Source organism: Tolypothrix sp. VBCCA 56010 (assembly GCF_050875635.1).
GTDB lineage: Bacteria > Cyanobacteriota > Cyanobacteriia > Cyanobacteriales > Nostocaceae > Hassallia.
Genome location: NZ_JBPAOH010000082.1, coordinates 18,254 through 34,666, shown reverse-complemented (window position 1 = coordinate 34,666; position 16,413 = coordinate 18,254). Strand labels below are relative to the sequence as shown.

The following is a 16,413-nucleotide window of genomic DNA, read 5'->3' as shown; positions in this document are numbered from 1 at the left end:
CTCTTCCTGCCAAGTGTAGGATTTGCTGTCCAGTATAAATACTAACTCCAACTGAATAGATAGTTGATGTTTGAATATATTTGACTATGCGAAAGGTAACTATATCCATTCTTTAATAACCAAGCTTCTCCTTCAAGGGTGGGAGTACTATCTGTATCCAGGGGTTCGTGTCCGTGAAACAAAATTTTGCGTTGTAGGTGCAAAAATTTGAGAGCTTCTAACGACACTCCAGGAAACTTAGTCCTCTTTGCTATTTCGGGGTTTGACCATTCTTTCGACCAGTCGGAGCGTACAAATACAACCGAGCCTTCAGGAATTTTACCATGTCGGCTTTCCCAATTCTGAATATCCTTAACTGTGAGGTGATAGTTGGGGTCACGAGCAACTTTATCTTGGATGGGAATTACCACTAAGGGACGAACAGCGAAGGTTGCAGGCAATTCATCAATTGCCGGATAATCAGGGTTCCAGTGGGCTGGTGGATCTAACTGGGTTCCGAGTTGATCTGTAGGTAAATCGTAATGAGTTGCTTCAGCGCCATCTTCTTGATAGGTGTATGGCTTGCCTGTCTTTGGGTTGACTGTGGGTGTAAACTTAGGCGGAGCAAATCCTGACCATACTGGAATTGAGGGAGCGATCGCATGAGTTAAATCAACATATTTTGCACTTTTAAGCGATCGCTGATAAACTTGCCACAAAGCAGGCTGAGTGCTTGGCTGTGCGGCGTTGATGGACAAGCAAATAATCAAGCTAAAAAGAATTCCTAAGCACAAAAGTGCAAATTTTTTCATAAATTTTAGTAGCGTGCTTTATCAAACCCCGCGCACCCTAACCTAATGAGAGAGTAGTTGCACCGAAGATGCGATTTAGATCAGTGATAAGTGTTCTATAGCAATACATGCGAATATAGGTGAATGATTGTTGCAAATTATAGCGTCGAGTAAAAAAGGCGATCGCCGAATTCGCATCTGGTATATCAATAAATACTGGCTGTGAAGCAGCATGACTAGTTAAAGCTTGAAAAAGGCATTCAGCAATTTCCCTATTATCCGCAAATAACGGACCTATTTTGAAGCCTTGATGACACGGACGAATAACACCATAACCTTTCAATTTACCAGCATTTACCACACCATAGGCAGTCCCTTCTTGGACGTTAATCCAAGGTTGTAGAAACTGAGGACGACTGACACCAAAAAGTTCTGCATCATAACGGATGACTTCTGTTAAAGGTACATCAACTAGTGGAACTACATCTGTTGGGAGGACATGAGAATTAGTAGTTTCGTAAACATGACAAATATGACGATAAGCCGGGGTAAAACCAATTTTACGGTAAGTTGCTTCTCTTTCCACAACCGCGTCTAGGGCTACACTGCGTTTATTCTCTTCTAATTTTAGATTCAACTGTTGCCAAGCAGCTTGCCAAATCTGTGTCCCGTATCCCTGTTTGCGCCATTCATTTTTAACAATAAAAAGTCCGATAAAACCAAAAGTCGCATCATAACAAACAGCAGAGATGCAGGCAATTGGTTCATTATTCACTTCTCCAATTAAGAATCCCGTTGGATCGGTAGCATGAAAGGCTGTTGCATCATTGATACCAGGATTCCAACCTTCTGCTGCTGCCCAGTTTAGGGCAAGCTGCACATCTTCTAGTGTCATCTGCCGGATTTTCAAGGCATTTATCATGATGTTTAACTCCACACCAAGTTATAACGATACTTGATTATTCTGACGCTAAATATATGGTTTTGAGCAATTGTAATTTATCGCACAACTTATTACTGAGCGGTTTTTGGTAATTCTAATTCAGGAATATTGTTAATGACGGGAGTACATTGCCCTCGATCAACACGATAAATCGCCAGCATATTTTCTAAATCGTCATAAAACCGCACCTCGATTCCAGCAGCGTGAGAAATCCACTGAGCGTTATCAAAATATTGTTCTATTGAGAAGTCCTGTGCTGGATAGGTGCGACACCAAGCAAGCCATCCAGTTGTGTTCCAACTATAGCCTTCAGCCCTGAGCAAGTCTTTGATTGCAATAGTGGGTTTTGTACCTTGTCCAGCCTGATTACCCACTTTAACAATAATGCGCTGTATTGTTCCAACAAAAGGCGGGTAATCTAACCAATCCAGTAAGGTAATATTTTTCCTGCTCTTTAATTCTTCAAGGAAAGGTGACAAGTTGTTTGTCTCGGTGAGAATGAACAAACGCTCTACTGCACGAGTTAATGCAACGTAAAAAAGACGGCGTTCCTCATCAACTACACGCTCAATGTTATCACCAAAAACACGAGTGAACATCAAATCGGGGTGTATTAATGGGTAACAACGAGGGACGGCATCGAGTATTATAACTACATCTTTCTGAAGACCTTTATACTTGTGAGCAGTTGATATAGTTACAGCCTTTCTTGACTCTTCGGGAAGATAGGAATGCACCAATTGTAGAAAACTATCAAGTGAGCCGTTTCTTAATGTACGGTTTGTGTAATTAACGTACCAAGGCAAACTATTCTTGCGGCTGAGTAAAACTACATTTTTGCCATCTTTGATAGTCTTGTCTACTAAGCGCAATATGGCAGGTGTTATATTGTCTCCTTGATGCTCCTCTTGCTCCTTTAGAGTTGGATAAAATTGTCCGATATCAGCAATTTCAACGATTCCAAACTTAGTTTTATCGGCGTGAGCAGGAGTACCCAATCCTTGCATCAATTTATTACCAATATCGACAATTGAAGTAGCTGAACGGTAATTAGTGGCTATATGGAGTTTTTGCGAAGGCTGGAAAAATTGCGCGAAATTCTGGTAAAAGCGAAGGTCGGAACCAGCAAAGCCATTAATTGCTTGCCAGTCATCACCAACACAGAAAAATTGTGCCTGAGGATTTTGTTCTCGAATTGCTGCTATTAAATGGTGGAAGAGTTCTGAGAAATCTTGATATTCATCAATAAGTATGTATTGAAGACACTTTAGATCGCCAACGCCAGATTTGCGACGAAATATAGTCTGTCCTGATGCGACAATTGCTGTAGCTTTTTGCATCAGTCCATCAAAATCTTCCTCGCCAGTTGCCTCAAGACGTTGCAGATAGGACTTATAAAATTTTTGTGCCAGATATAAGAAAGGCTCCTCTACATCACTAGCACAGTTATGATTATTAACAATTGAGGCTAATTTTTCGGAAGTGAGGGAAAGTTTGCGACAACGTTGAATAAATCCCTCTACTACTTTGGTGAAGCGGTCTATAGCTCTAACTTTAATTTTCTTCCAAATTTCTTCTTCGCTCAAGCGATCGCATTTAACACCATGACTTTCCAGACATCGCTTAAGTAAAGCACAAAAATCTTCTCCTCCCTCAAATCTGAGGGTTGTGGCGGATAATTCCACAAAATGCCAGTTAGGATGATTTCGCCAATACTCGCGCTTTTGAGCCGAAATTATATCATAATCTGGATTGCCTTCAAGTCCGAAATATTCAATAACTATCCCTTGATTTTCTCCAGTATAAATTGTAAAGTCAGGGCGATAATTGATGCCATTCCACCAGAAGTTCCGCTCATATTTGTATTGAATGTTGTGTTCAAATAAAAAATCAGCAATTACTTTCTCACCGTAAGATTTGAGGTAGGTTCCATCAAGCCCTTCTCTTTGCAATGAGCGACGGTAACTGAGCATTTGTTCAGGACTTTTATCATAACCACCTGAAACTATACGCTCCCAGTCTTGACGAAAGTGCGCCATCATCAAAGCGCGAATTTTTTCATAAAAAATCGGGTTGCGTAAGTACTCATCAATCACAGCCTGTAGAGCCTTGGCTTTGTGCTTGTGACCATTTGGTTCGTCAAAAAGAATGCTTTCTTCGGGATGAACTAAAGCATAGGCTAATGCGTGGAAAGTCATTACATGAGGAATAGAGTCTTGTAGTTGTAGCGTAAGCCGTTCTCGTATCTCCTCCGCAGCTTTGCGATTAAAGGCTAAAAGCAATATCTCGCTGGGTGCGACACAGCAATGTTTCTGTAAAAATAAAGCTCGATTGACCAATGTGGAGGTTTTGCCACTACCAGCCCGTGCTACTACTTGAATATGACCTTCAACAGCACCAATTGCTGCTGTTTGCTCAATATCAGGTGAAGAGTTCAAGTTGCTTTTTACCCAAGATTGCACATAATTCGACTTTTCAACTTGGTACTCCTCAAATGATATGTATTCAGTACATTGGGCTTGATAAAAGTTGTCAGCATTGAGAAAGTTTTCTTCAAACTGGTCTTTTAAGTTCTCAAGTAAAGCCTGTTTTTCTACCTCTCTTTTTTTTGCCTCTCGCTTTCGTCTTTCTGCGTCTCGTCTTTCTGCTTCCCGTCTTTCTATCTCGTGTCTTTGTGCTTCCTGTCTTTCTGCTTCCAATCTCCTTGCGTCTTGTTCCCTTCGCACTAATTCAAGAATTGTTTCTAGAGAAAGAGGTGGTAATATCTTATTAAATTGTCCAATAAATATCTCTTTTTCATATTTAACGCGAAATCCATCACTATAATCTATCTCGACTGATACTTCTGAGTTTTTTCGATTTTTTACGGCATAAACTCTTCCTTTAGCGTAATATTTGACTCCTCTTTCCTCTTTCAGTGTGTTTTTATATAAAATCCTATATTTAACTTGTTCTACCAAGCAGCTAACTTCTCTTCCAACCAGGAGACTCCAAAGGTTATCATTATCGCCAATTACTTCTACAAAACTTTGAACATCGTCAATCTGTGAACCGCTATCCATACTCTGCCTAACTCTTACTCAACTGCTTGCAGCGACTTAAGCGCCTATTTTAAGTTTTCCCGCAGACAGAGGAGAATTAACACCAAAGCAGAAATTGTTGTAAAAAGAATAAGGTTAGATTTATCTAGTGTTTGTATTTTTGTGGTATCGGTAAACAAAAAAACGGTAAAGGCTTCCCTCCACCGTTTTGAAATTTTGAATTGAAAATCTGATATTTAATCTAAAATCCAAAATCTCAAATTTTCAATTTTATTCAACCCCTTGAGGTAATAATTCTCATTGCTGTTAATAATAAGTCGATATATCCAGCAAACAACTACAACTCATTAATTGTTACTAAACCCCCTTCGGTAAACTGTATAACAAGTTCATGCTCATCAAGTAAACCTGTACCTAGCAAAGGCCGCTTTCCTGTACCAAGTGCATTAACTACCCTTTCTTCGCCATTCCAGATAATAACAGCTTCATGTAGTGGTATATCTACCCAACTATTATTAGCTAGATTTGCAGGTAGTTCATATAGGAAGGGTAAACCCAACAAAGCAACGGCTTCCGGTGGTAGACAAAGGTAATCTGTAAAACCTGTGTCTATAACAAATTCAATAGTAAAATCTGGGATATTTGGCAGTCGAAATTCTACATTAACAGTTGCGTGTCCATTCTTGACAATACCATAAATCACTGTGAATCCCGCTCCAAAAAGCCACAGAAGGAAACAGCAACTTTATAACCAATGCGAATACCATATAGTCGAGCTAATGGGTTCTTTTGACGCAAGAAATGCGCTGATTCTATGCCTATTTTATCAACCGCATATTCACCTGTTTCTATGTCAATAATCACCATCTTACCGATGTTTTCTTCTGTTTCCACTTGTTGACGAATGCTGTTTTCGTATATTTCTCTAGCACGTCGTCCAACTTCTTCGCGGCTTAAAAGTATAGTTTGCACGGCTTTGCTCCTTTGTTACTAGTGTGTACTAATTCTACTTGATTATCTGTTGTGGCTTCAAACTGAATTTTTCACGTCTGCTCATCTTTGGGTTAAGCAAGAAGATAAATAGGGCGAGCCTGATTTTCTTTCTCTGACAAATGAATCAATGAACTGACTAATTCCGCAGCTAACAGCCTACCTTACTGACCACCACAGCAGGTCTGACTTTTTTAATTTCTGCTCCCACTGTTGGATTAAAAGCTGAGTGAAGTGGTTTATTTATTTTTGGTGCTTGAGATTCAGGGATTTTACATAAATTGCGCCATTCACTCTGTTAGAGACGTAATTACCTCAGCAGGGCGGAGAATTTTCTCACCGCAACGAAACCCCCCAAGCACAATTTTAGTAATTGTTTGGTCTTCTAAATCAGTTCGTATTTCCCGATCAACGACGCGACACAAATTGAAATCTGGCTGCGTTCCCTCAAGTTCTATGGGAAAGACTTGGCGCTTTTTTAGTATGTTGAGAAACTTCCGATGAACTGCTCCTACAGACCTTGGTAAGCGCTGGAGAAATTCGGGGGTAAGGTCATTGTTTTCCAGGTACTCCAACAATGCTTCTAGTGCATCCCCAACTTCTAACAATTCTAAGAATAAATCCTCAGAAGATGCTACGGACTGGGTTTGCTGGAGGCGTAATTCCTGCTGGAGTGAAACATTTTGCTTTTCAAGAGTTCCTAGTTTTTCTAGAAGCTTGTCGCGCTCCTCTTGAGTTAGGATATAGTTTTGGGATGTTTTAGACACGGGAAATATTTTTAGATAGCAATGGTAAGGTGTTGTTTGCCCAAGTTTGTACTTGAGGATGGACATGGGTGGTTAAAAGCTGACACAATGCGATCGCTCTTTGTAATTGTCCACCCATTTGATAAGCTCTAATTAGCCACATTTGAGCTTGAATATAATCTTTGCTGTCACGCTCATGACAGTCTTGGCAGTAGTCTTCTAGGTATTTAATCGCTTTGGGATAACGTTTCTCTTGGCAAGCTGCAATGCCATCAGCTAATAATTCTGATAAGGATTTCGGTAAGGGTTCTCGTTCTAGGCGTTCTTCTTCGGTAGCTTTGGCGATCGCTTGCTCTAATCCATCATATTCTGATAACAAAATTAATCTTGGTTCTGGTTGCTCTAAAGCGGATAAATCATTATATTTGAAGCGTTTAATAATCGGCAAGATTGGACGTAAAAAGTCAGCTATGATGCGTTCTGATGGCTTTAATAAACTTCTTTGAGCCTTAGCAATAACATCTACAGGATATTGCTTACGCTTCATTGCTACTGCTTGAGCTTTGGTGATTTCTGCTTTTGATGCTGCTTGCGATACACCGAGAATATCGTAGGGATTTTTTTCCATATTTTTTTAGAGAAATATTTTTAACCAATAGCAACCTTAATAACGCAGTCTTAAACTTCGGTAAACTTCTTGAAAAGCAGGCTCATTTGGGCAAATTTCATAAGCCCAGCGTCCTAGTTGAAGAACCACTTCTAGGTTGTTCAAATTTCCATTACTTACGCCGGCAACTAATATTTCTATGAAAAATTCAGCGACGATAAATCGAACCCGTTCGTGTCGTGTTCGCCTAGCTCGCGTTACCATTGCTTCAAACTGATTGTTCCCGAACAGCCTCTGAATTTCTTTCAGTTCTTGGGCTACTTCGACGTTTTCAATTAAATCCTTCACAATCGGATTATACTCATCAATTTTTTTGATTTCTTGCAGTTCTCGCAGCGCTTTATCTAGGGAAATTTGTTCGTTAGCGAGTTTCTCTCGCAGTTCTTCTGCTTTATACTCAGCCAGATAACTTCTAGCAAGCTGACTTCCTAAAAGGTCGTACCAAAATTGAGCAAAATCCAAATGTTCTTGAAATTCTGATATAGCTTGACGCTGCATTCCGCAAAGTTTGTTGATTTCTTCTTGCCAATCAACACAAGCTTTAATTTCTGCCTTTGCTTGATTGAGGGGAATAATTGCCTCTCGCCATTTTTGCTGCTGTAGCTGATAGCAACCTTCATGGTAAGCAACAAATTTTTGAGCAAATGTTTCAGCAACCGCAGCAGGTTTGGCAGATGGTTTAAGCTGCATTGCGCGTTGAGTATCTCCTTCTTTACAAGCCGCAACTGCTAGCCCCCAAGGAGTATAAAGTGAGCGCAAAATCTTTTGATTATCTATTTTATCTACTAAAATATCTTGCCAATTGTGATAGTAGCTATTGTAACAACCAGGCGTTATAAACACATCTTTCAACTTCATCCCCCACTTGGGAGAATTACCCATCAAACGCAAGGCTACCATTTCTAAACGATAGCGATCGCGTAATTTCAAATACTTGTTTAAATTATTATATTTAAAATCGTCAATTGCTGATTCCAGCCTTCGTTTCAATTCTAAAGATACTGATTCTAAGTCAACTGCTTGTCCCAACCAAGGTACATCTTGCAAAGCCGGATCTTGAGTTATATTTGCCAATGCTGTTGACAAAGCAATAATCAAATCCGAAAGGTTTAAATTATCATTTTGACTGCGGTAATAAGTCGCTACTACCCAATTATGTAAAGTCGTAAAATTCGGTTCGCAAATCCATGCTTTTTCAGCTATATTGGCAATAATTCCCCAATCATTACCTTGCCAAATTGCTGATTCTATGCTTGGTTGAATATGTTCATTCAAATTAGTTTCGACTAAAGAATCAAAACCGAATTTTTTGATGAATGCGGTACTGGCTGTTTTCGCCTGCTCTAAATTTTCGTCTTTAACTAACTGCTGAATATTCTGTAATGCTAGCAAACGTTGTCGCTCACAAAGGGTTTTGATAATCTCTTTTTGAGCTAACATTGTAGCATTAGCTAAAGGATGCCATTCTCGATGAGCTGCCTGTAAATTTCCTTGTTTGGCTAAGGCAAATCCTCGCAGATAAGCAGCTTGCTCGCCACTGACACCTTCTAGGTGAGATAGCCCTGTTGCCCATTCCTCGGTTTTAATTGCTACAATTCCTAAACGGATTTGGCACTCTGTCGATGGCAATAAGACTTGAGCGTGTTGATAGAAAATTTCCGCTTCTTTGAGTTTACCGGCTTTTTCAGCCTGAAGTCCGGCTCGGAATTTTTCTTTGCCGTTAAGTATATTTTGTAACTTTTCTAGGAAATCGAGTCCGTCCGATCGCTTAAAATTAGCAAGGGCAGATTCCAAAAGCGCGATCGCACTTCTTAATTTTCCCTCTTTTTCGGCTTGTTGCGCTTTTTCAAAGGCAGAATAGTAAATTTCTTCTTGTTTGACATTAGCTTCACAACTAATAATTGCTGCTTTAACAGCCTCAGTACGATAAAGTTGTTCGGCTTGACGATAAGCGGCGATCGCTTTTTGATAAAATCGATTTTCTGCCTCAGACTCAGCTTCTTTGACTAATTTCTCAAACTCCTGTCGCTTTTCTAATTCCTGTTTGCACTGATTTAGTATCCGTGATATTCCGTCGTCACAAATAATTTTGCTACAGCGCTGATAAAAAGTTATCGCAGTTGACAGCGCTTGAGTTTCTAATGGGTTGCCAGTATCTTGTTGAAGTAAAGCTTTAGCGTTAGCAGCCAGCTTATCTGCTTCTGCTACTTGTTTGCGCCATTGCTTTAATTGCTCGGTGAGTTGGTCTAAAATATTACCCAACAATAATTGTTGAATCAAACGCTCCCAAAAACCAGGCTTTTGAGACCAAGCAGCAAGAGCTTTTTCAGCGATGGTGACGGCTTCGCGTAGATGCTTGTTTTGGGCAAGTTGTTCTGCTTTTTGACTTGCTGTTTTAGTTTGTGGCGCTTGCTTCCACGCATCCACAATTCCCACGCCCAGTACAGTTTTACTCAAGGCGTTAAAGTCAAGGAAAGACATCAAACGCCCTCCTTGCATGGTAATTGCAAAATTTCCCCCACGTCTATATCATCTTCTTGCCCTTTGAGTTGGGGGTTAACTTTAACCATCACTTCCCAAGAGGTTCCCCGACCACAAAATTTTTCGGCGATCGCGCTAAGATTATCTCCAGATTTGACAACGTATGTAGGCGCTTTTGCAGGTTTGACGGCTACGAGCGGCGTTGGTTTGGGACTGGAGGTAATAATTACAACTGGGCTGGGAACGGTGACAGCAGCAGTTAATATCTGTGGTTGGACAAACACAAAACAGCCCACAGCTCCCAATCCCATACCAATCAAAAGAATTATCCCAGCGGCTGTTAATTGCCATGCAGCAACTTTGGCTTGAGAACGGGTTTCCACTCTTGGCAGTTCTTGAAGCATTCGGTTCAAGGATAGGTCGGTATCGCAGTTAGGACAAATATTGCCTTCAATATCCGTGTATCCACATACAGGGCAGTTAAGCTTGATGCTCATCGCTTCACCCCTGTGACAATAGTGTTGCTGGGCAATTCTTGATTTAGCCAGCGCGACACTTCCGGTCGTAATTCACTCCAAAGGCGATCGCTTTCGTGTGCATCACCTTTTTCCCAAGCGCCTAGCATTCGGGAAAGTTTGTCAGACATTGCATTTGCTTGCGTGGGTGCTACCGCATTAGCTTGGCGGATAGCTGATAAAGACGCTTGAATCAGTATTACCTCATCAGGTAGGTTGTCGAGTTCGCGTCTTGCATCTTCGCTTTTCGACTCCATCACCGAAAGCTTATTAGCGTCCATCGCATCTTGCAATTCTTGACTGAGTTTTTGCAATCGTTCCTGCTGCGGTTCGGGAATCAAAAAAGCGCAGAGTTTCAGAACGCGATCGCATTCATTCACAACACATTCCGCTTCCAGGCGTTCTTGGGACATCGAAACCTGGAAGTTTTGCAGGTTAGTTTTAGCGCGATCGCGTAAATCGATGCGTTCTTCCCCTGTCCTGACATCAAAGATTTGGTTGGTTAATTTTACTACTGATACCGCTAACCGCAAGGCTTCTTCAACACCCACAGATGTGAGATTTATATCGTTTAGTTGGGCGATCGCTGATTCTAATTCCTGGTATATTTTCTCATCCGAGCGTCCCCGCGAAAAAGTACAACTCACCCGCACCGAAGGATCGTTTTTTAAAGTCGCGGTCATTCGCAGTTCGCTGTTTTTTTCGTCGAGTTCCAAATTCACCAAAATTTCTGTTCCGGCTGGATACTTTTCGTCCAACCCTAACCACATATCCCCAATACTTTCATTTTCATGCCGAACTTCATCAGGGCTGAAAAACTTAAAATGAATCAGGCGTTGTCCATCAGCTACAGTCTTAAAAGTGTGAGAAGTTGTGACTGGCAAAATATCACCCCGGTTGATAACTTGATATTTGCCGTCCATTAACTCAATGAAATAATTGCGGGAGACTGTTGTCACTTTGTCTATTAATCCAGCAGCGACAATAGCCGCACCTTCCGCCACCGCGTACATTGGGCGGGGATGCACTACCACTTTATCGATTCCAAAGGCTGCTTTGACTTTGCGTTGCACCAAGGGAATTTGTGAAGAACCGCCCACCAGCAGCACCACATCTACCATGTCGAGGGTATATTCGGAGTATTGCAGCGCTTTATGGCAAAATTGGATAGAATCTTCTACCATCTTCACAATCATTTTCTCAAGCTGTTCGCGGGTGACTTCCACCTCAATGGGAATCGCCAGTCCCAACTCGTCTTTTAAAGGAGTCGCAGGGTCAATTCGAGCGACATTAACAGTACTTAATTGAATTTTGGCGCGTTCTGCTGCCATTTTCAGGTCTGCGTTAAACCGCACCCGTTCGTAATAAGGCATTTTGGCGATCAAACCGTCAACATCGGCAATTTTTTCTTGCAGGGCGACTTGCTGTTTAACAAATTCGATAATCTGAGAATCGATATCATCTCCACCTAACCACAAATCCCCTGCTTTCCCCTGTTCGATAAAAGAAGTTCCTGCTGCTGTAATTACGGAAGCGTCGAAGGTACCGCCGCCAAAGTCATACACTAAAATCGTTTTCACATCTTCACTATTTGGCGAAAACCCGTAGGATATGGCGGCGGCTGTGGGTTCCGCTAGCAGTTCTAAGGGAGTGAGTCCGGCTTTGAGTGCGGCTGTGCGGGTGGCGTAGCGTTGTTTGTCGTTGAAGTAAGCGGGGATGGTAATTACTGCTTGGGCGATCGCTTCCCCTGCTTTACCAATTTTCTGATAATAAGCTTGGGCGTTCTGCACGACTTTTTTGAGAATTTCCGCAGAAATATCCTCTGGCTGGTATTCTTTGCCACCTAGCCAAACTGCGATGCTGTTATCTGTCCCTTGAGTTTGTTGGGCAATTTTGTAACCAACTTCTGACTCTTGTTTTTGTTTCTGTTTCTGTACGGCTTCGTCACTAAAGCCCCGTCCCATTAACCGCTTAATCGAAACAATTACATTCTCAGGGTCTGCTCGTAGTCGGTTGTAAGCTTTGTATCCTACCAAAAAGTTTCCTTCTGCGTAGGCAACCAGCGATCGCGTCAGTTTCCTATCAGGAGGCGTATTATCATCAGCTGTAACCACTTCCACATTTACCAACTTATCAGACTAATTCCGTAGCTAATAGCCTACCTTCAATTGGTTCATATTCATCTTCTAGTAACCATGATTTAGCTGCATCATAGCTATTACTAGAAAATATAACTTTATAACTTTGTGCCGGGTCGTAAATATGACAGTTTCCCTTACTCTCACAGAGTAATAAAAGAATGTATGGAGGGGATAACATTGGATCTATCCATACTTCCGTAAATTCCCAGTTATTCTTCACTGGGTCTTGTGCGGGGGATGACGTGGTATTGGTCGTCTGCATTAATTTTTATCTCGCCATAGTAAAGTGGAATGCGGCTACCATCTGGACTAATTCTATAACCTATTAGTTCATCAAAAAACATTCCATAACGCTCATACCCTCGAATTATTCCGGTGAACTGCCCATTTTCTATTATGGCTTGAGCGACTATATTCATTGTAGTTTCATCGTTAAATACATGAGCAGCAAGTCCTCTTTTCAGAAGTCTTTGCATTTGAGGTGTACCAGCTATATGCTTGGCAACTTGTCTAGCATCAATGGTAAGTTGACGATTAATTCCGCTCATGATTAGGGGTTAAGTTTTTTCGACTTAAAATAGCTAAATCCTACGATTCAGGGAAAAATATAATAACTATAAACCCCATACATATTCAAACAAAAAACGGTAGAGGACTTTCACCCTCTACCGTTATTTCATTTTCTAAAATTTAAAATTTACTCAGCTACTGGGGTCAATAATTCCCGACGTTCTCCTGCACTAACTTGCACGGTACCGCTTTCATCGACATCAACCACGGCTGTATCACCGTCTTTGATGCGACCGGAAAGAATTTCCTCAGCGAGGCTATCTTCTAACAAGCGCATAATCGCCCGACGTAAAGGTCTTGCACCGTAACTGGGGCTGTAACCTTCTTGAATTAAGCGGTCTTTGAAGCGATCGGTGACTTCTAGGACGATACCTTTTTCTGTCAAGCGACCAAACACTTCTTTGAGCATGATTTCAGCGATTTCGCTGACTTCTGGCTTGCTCAACTGACGGAAGACGATAATTTCATCTAATCGGTTGAGGAACTCTGGACGGAAGTATTGCTTGAGTTCTTCGTTCACCAAAGTCTTAATTCTGTTGTATTGCGACTCGCCAGCGTTATCCGCAAACTCGAAGCCGATGCTGGAAGCGCCTTTTTCAATTACCTTAGAACCGATGTTTGATGTCAAAATCAGCAAGGTGTTCTTGAAGTCTACGGTGCGACCTTTGGCATCTGTCAACCGACCGTCTTCGAGAATTTGCAGCAGCATGTTGAATACATCTGGGTGCGCTTTCTCGATTTCGTCGAATAACACGACGGTGTAAGGACGACGGCGCACGGCTTCGGTCAACTGACCGCCTTCGTTGTAGCCGACATAACCAGGAGGCGAACCAATCAGTTTGCTGACGGTGTGGCGCTCCATATATTCGGACATATCTAGGCGAATCATTGCTTCTTCGGAACCAAAGAAGTAACTCGCCAAGGATTTCGCCAACTCGGTTTTACCAACACCAGTGGGACCTGAGAAAATAAAGCTGGCGATGGGTCGATTAGGATTTTTCAAACCGACACGAGCGCGGCGAATGGCACGAGAAACTGCTTTCACAGCATCTTCTTGACCGATGAGGCGCTGATGCAGGGTGTCTTCCATGTGCAGCAGCTTTTCGGATTCGGATTCGGTGAGTTTGTTCACCGGAACTCCTGTCCAAGATGCGACGATGTGGGCGATGTCCTCTTCGGTGACGACGGGTTCTAAACCTTCTGTGCCGGATGCGTTGGTTTTGCTTTGAGCGATCGCCCGAATTTCGGCTTTGATTTCCATTTCCCGATCGCGCAGTTCGCCAGCTTTCTCAAAGTCTTGACCGCGCACTGCGTCATCTTTTTCTTTCAATATTTGACGCAATTCTTTATCTAACTCTTTTGCTGCGGGTGGCAATTGCGAGTTAATCAAGCGCACGCGAGAACCGGCTTCGTCAACCAAGTCGATGGCTTTATCTGGAAGGTAGCGATCGCTAATATATCTATCGGACAATTTTGCTGCTGCTACTAAAGCTTCATCGGAGATTTTCAGCTTGTGGTGCTGTTCGTAACGGTCGCGAAGTCCGTACAAAATCTCGATTGTTTCATCAACGCTCGGTTCACCTACCATCACTGGTTGGAAGCGTCGCTCTAGCGCTGCATCTCGCTCGATGTGTTTGCGGTATTCATCGAGGGTTGTTGCACCAATACACTGCAATTCACCTCTTGCCAAAGCTGGTTTGAGGATGTTTGCCGCATCAATAGCACCTTCTGCTGCACCTGCACCAATAAGCGTGTGAACTTCGTCAATCACGAGAATGACATTGCCTGCCTGACGAATTTCGTCCATGATTTTCTTCAGGCGTTCTTCAAATTCACCTCGGTACTTGGTACCAGCTACGAGCAAACCGATATCGAGAGTGACTACGCGCTTATCTTCCAAGATGTCGGGGATATCTTTGGTGGAGATGCGTGTCGCCAAACCTTCAGCGATCGCCGTTTTCCCAACACCTGGTTCCCCAATCAATACTGGGTTATTTTTGGTGCGGCGACCCAAGATTTGAATCACCCGTTCAATTTCTTTTGCGCGTCCCACTACTGGATCGAGCTTGCCGTCTACTGCCATTTGGGTCAGATTCGAGCCAAATTCGTCCAACGTTGGGGTTTTCGTCCGACCCGATGAACCACCTGGAGATACTTCGGCTGTTTCTCCCAGCATTCTGATGACCTGCGTTCGCACCTTGGAAAGATCCACACCGAGGTTTTCTAGAACTCTGGCTGCTACGCCTTCCCCTTCGCGGATCAAGCCCAACAGCAGATGCTCGGTACCAATGTAGTTATGTCCTAATTGGCGCGCTTCTTCCAAGGATAGTTCTAGAACTCGCTTTGCCCGTGGCGTGAACGGAATTTCCACAGCCACAAAGCCTGAGCCTCGACCTATGATTTTTTCTACTTCAATCCGAGCGTCTTTGAGATTGACGCCCATTGATTTCAGCACCTTAGCCGCCACTCCGGTACCTTCGCCAATTAGACCCAGGAGGATCTGCTCAGTACCGACAAAATTATGCCCAAGACGGCGTGCCTCTTCTTGAGCAAGCATGATTACCTTAATGGCTTTTTCTGTGAAGCGTTCAAACATAGTTTCGTTGATCCCATCACCTGCGTCGTGCCGGTATGCTGATTTTAGCATAAGCCCTAACTTTGGGTGTCTGTATAAACAGATAGACATCCAAGGGCTAACACTCAGGTTAATCGGATAATTATTAAATTTTTATTGTTTTTATCTGGTCTGTATACTGAGACCCTTGATTTAAGCCGCTCGATTTCACTCCAAAAAACGGGTTTTGGGTGTTTTTTTCGCCCTTCCCAAACAAAACTTAATATCATAATTTTGTGTCATTTTCAATACATATCAATACATTATTTGAATATTTAATAATTTATTGATGAATTTCCGGAATTAAATTAGAAATACTAATCATTAGGGAAAAACTAACTGCCACTCAGACTGACTCAAGCGATCGCAAACTATGGTATGCCATGTGTCTAAAGTTTTGGGAAAATCTGGCTGTTGCATTTCTCCAGTCCAAAGAACAAGGGCATCTTCACCGTTATCTCGGTAATAACCGCGTCGCCGCCCTGCTGTTTTGAAACCAAATTTTTGATATAAAGATATTGCTGCGGAGTTGGAAACACGCACTTCGAGAGTGGCTCGTTCCAAACCGCGATCGTAAGCTTTCACCAAAAGCGAATATAGTAAAGCTGCACCCAAACCTTGACGGTGGTAGTGAGGATGAACCGCCACAATCGTAATGTGTGCTTCATCTACAATTGACCAAAAGCAACCCATTCCCAGCATTCTGGAGCTAGAGAAGTTGGAAAATAATCCGAGTAATTCAGTGTTGGGACTTTCCAACTCTCGTTGGTAAGCCTGCAAATTCCACAAACCGCCAAAACAGGCTTGATCTAGTTCCAAGGCTGCACTGAGATCGTCTGGTGTCAGTGATTGAATTTCTAATGCTGATGAGATCACAATTATCAATAATGGGACAACGGGTCGGTAAACTGAGAATCGGGGTATCCACTCACGCC

At 42.4% G+C, this 16,413-nt stretch carries 14 protein-coding genes; all 14 read right to left on the bottom strand.

The window, feature by feature from the left end:
* Positions 1–41: 41 nt before the first annotated feature.
* A complete protein-coding gene (locus AABK37_RS24585) occupies positions 42–791 on the bottom strand; it encodes a cyclase family protein (RefSeq protein WP_432554144.1) in 750 nt (249 codons plus the stop codon).
* A 37-nt stretch (positions 792–828) separates the two neighbouring features.
* Entirely contained in the window at positions 829–1,692 is an 864-nt protein-coding gene (locus tag AABK37_RS24580) for a GNAT family N-acetyltransferase (protein WP_432554143.1), read from the bottom strand.
* Positions 1,693–1,784: 92 nt separating this feature from the next.
* A complete protein-coding gene (locus AABK37_RS24575; RefSeq protein WP_432554142.1) occupies positions 1,785–4,775 on the bottom strand; it encodes a UvrD-helicase domain-containing protein in 2,991 nt (996 codons plus the stop codon).
* A 316-nt stretch (positions 4,776–5,091) separates the two neighbouring features.
* Positions 5,092–5,457, bottom strand: coding sequence for a clan AA aspartic protease (locus tag AABK37_RS24570; RefSeq protein WP_432554141.1), 366 nt, complete (start codon positions 5,455–5,457; stop codon positions 5,092–5,094).
* On the bottom strand, positions 5,454–5,726 hold the full coding sequence (locus tag AABK37_RS24565) for a hypothetical protein (RefSeq protein ID WP_432554140.1): 273 nt from the start codon (positions 5,724–5,726) through the stop codon (positions 5,454–5,456). The genes AABK37_RS24570 and AABK37_RS24565 overlap by 4 nt, the downstream gene beginning before the upstream one ends.
* Before the next feature lie 308 nt (positions 5,727–6,034).
* A complete protein-coding gene (locus AABK37_RS24560; RefSeq protein WP_432554139.1) occupies positions 6,035–6,511 on the bottom strand; it encodes a nucleotide exchange factor GrpE in 477 nt (158 codons plus the stop codon).
* Positions 6,504–7,118, bottom strand: coding sequence for a molecular chaperone DnaJ (locus tag AABK37_RS24555; protein WP_432554138.1), 615 nt, complete (start codon positions 7,116–7,118; stop codon positions 6,504–6,506). Before AABK37_RS24555 ends, AABK37_RS24560 begins: the two co-directional genes overlap by 8 nt.
* 36 nt (positions 7,119–7,154) lie before the next feature.
* Entirely contained in the window at positions 7,155–9,656 is a 2,502-nt protein-coding gene (locus AABK37_RS24550) for a peptidase M, neutral zinc metallopeptidase site (protein ID WP_432554137.1), read from the bottom strand.
* A complete protein-coding gene (locus AABK37_RS24545) occupies positions 9,638–10,135 on the bottom strand; it encodes a LysM peptidoglycan-binding domain-containing protein (protein WP_432554136.1) in 498 nt (165 codons plus the stop codon). Before AABK37_RS24545 ends, AABK37_RS24550 begins: the two co-directional genes overlap by 19 nt.
* Positions 10,132–12,267, bottom strand: coding sequence for an Hsp70 family protein (locus AABK37_RS24540; RefSeq protein ID WP_432554135.1), 2,136 nt, complete (start codon positions 12,265–12,267; stop codon positions 10,132–10,134). Before AABK37_RS24540 ends, AABK37_RS24545 begins: the two co-directional genes overlap by 4 nt.
* A 19-nt stretch (positions 12,268–12,286) precedes the next feature.
* Complete coding sequence (locus tag AABK37_RS24535) at positions 12,287–12,556, bottom strand: hypothetical protein (protein ID WP_432554134.1); 270 nt, start codon at positions 12,554–12,556, stop codon at positions 12,287–12,289.
* Positions 12,504–12,842: a DUF6972 family protein gene (locus AABK37_RS24530; protein WP_432554133.1), complete on the bottom strand. Its 339-nt coding sequence runs from the start codon at positions 12,840–12,842 to the stop codon at positions 12,504–12,506. Before AABK37_RS24530 ends, AABK37_RS24535 begins: the two co-directional genes overlap by 53 nt.
* 149 nt (positions 12,843–12,991) lie before the next feature.
* Complete coding sequence (locus AABK37_RS24525; RefSeq protein WP_432554146.1) at positions 12,992–15,460, bottom strand: ATP-dependent Clp protease ATP-binding subunit; 2,469 nt, start codon at positions 15,458–15,460, stop codon at positions 12,992–12,994.
* Between the two features lie 342 nt (positions 15,461–15,802).
* Complete coding sequence (rimI, locus tag AABK37_RS24520; protein WP_432554132.1) at positions 15,803–16,354, bottom strand: ribosomal protein S18-alanine N-acetyltransferase; 552 nt, start codon at positions 16,352–16,354, stop codon at positions 15,803–15,805.
* Positions 16,355–16,413: the final 59 nt, after the last annotated feature.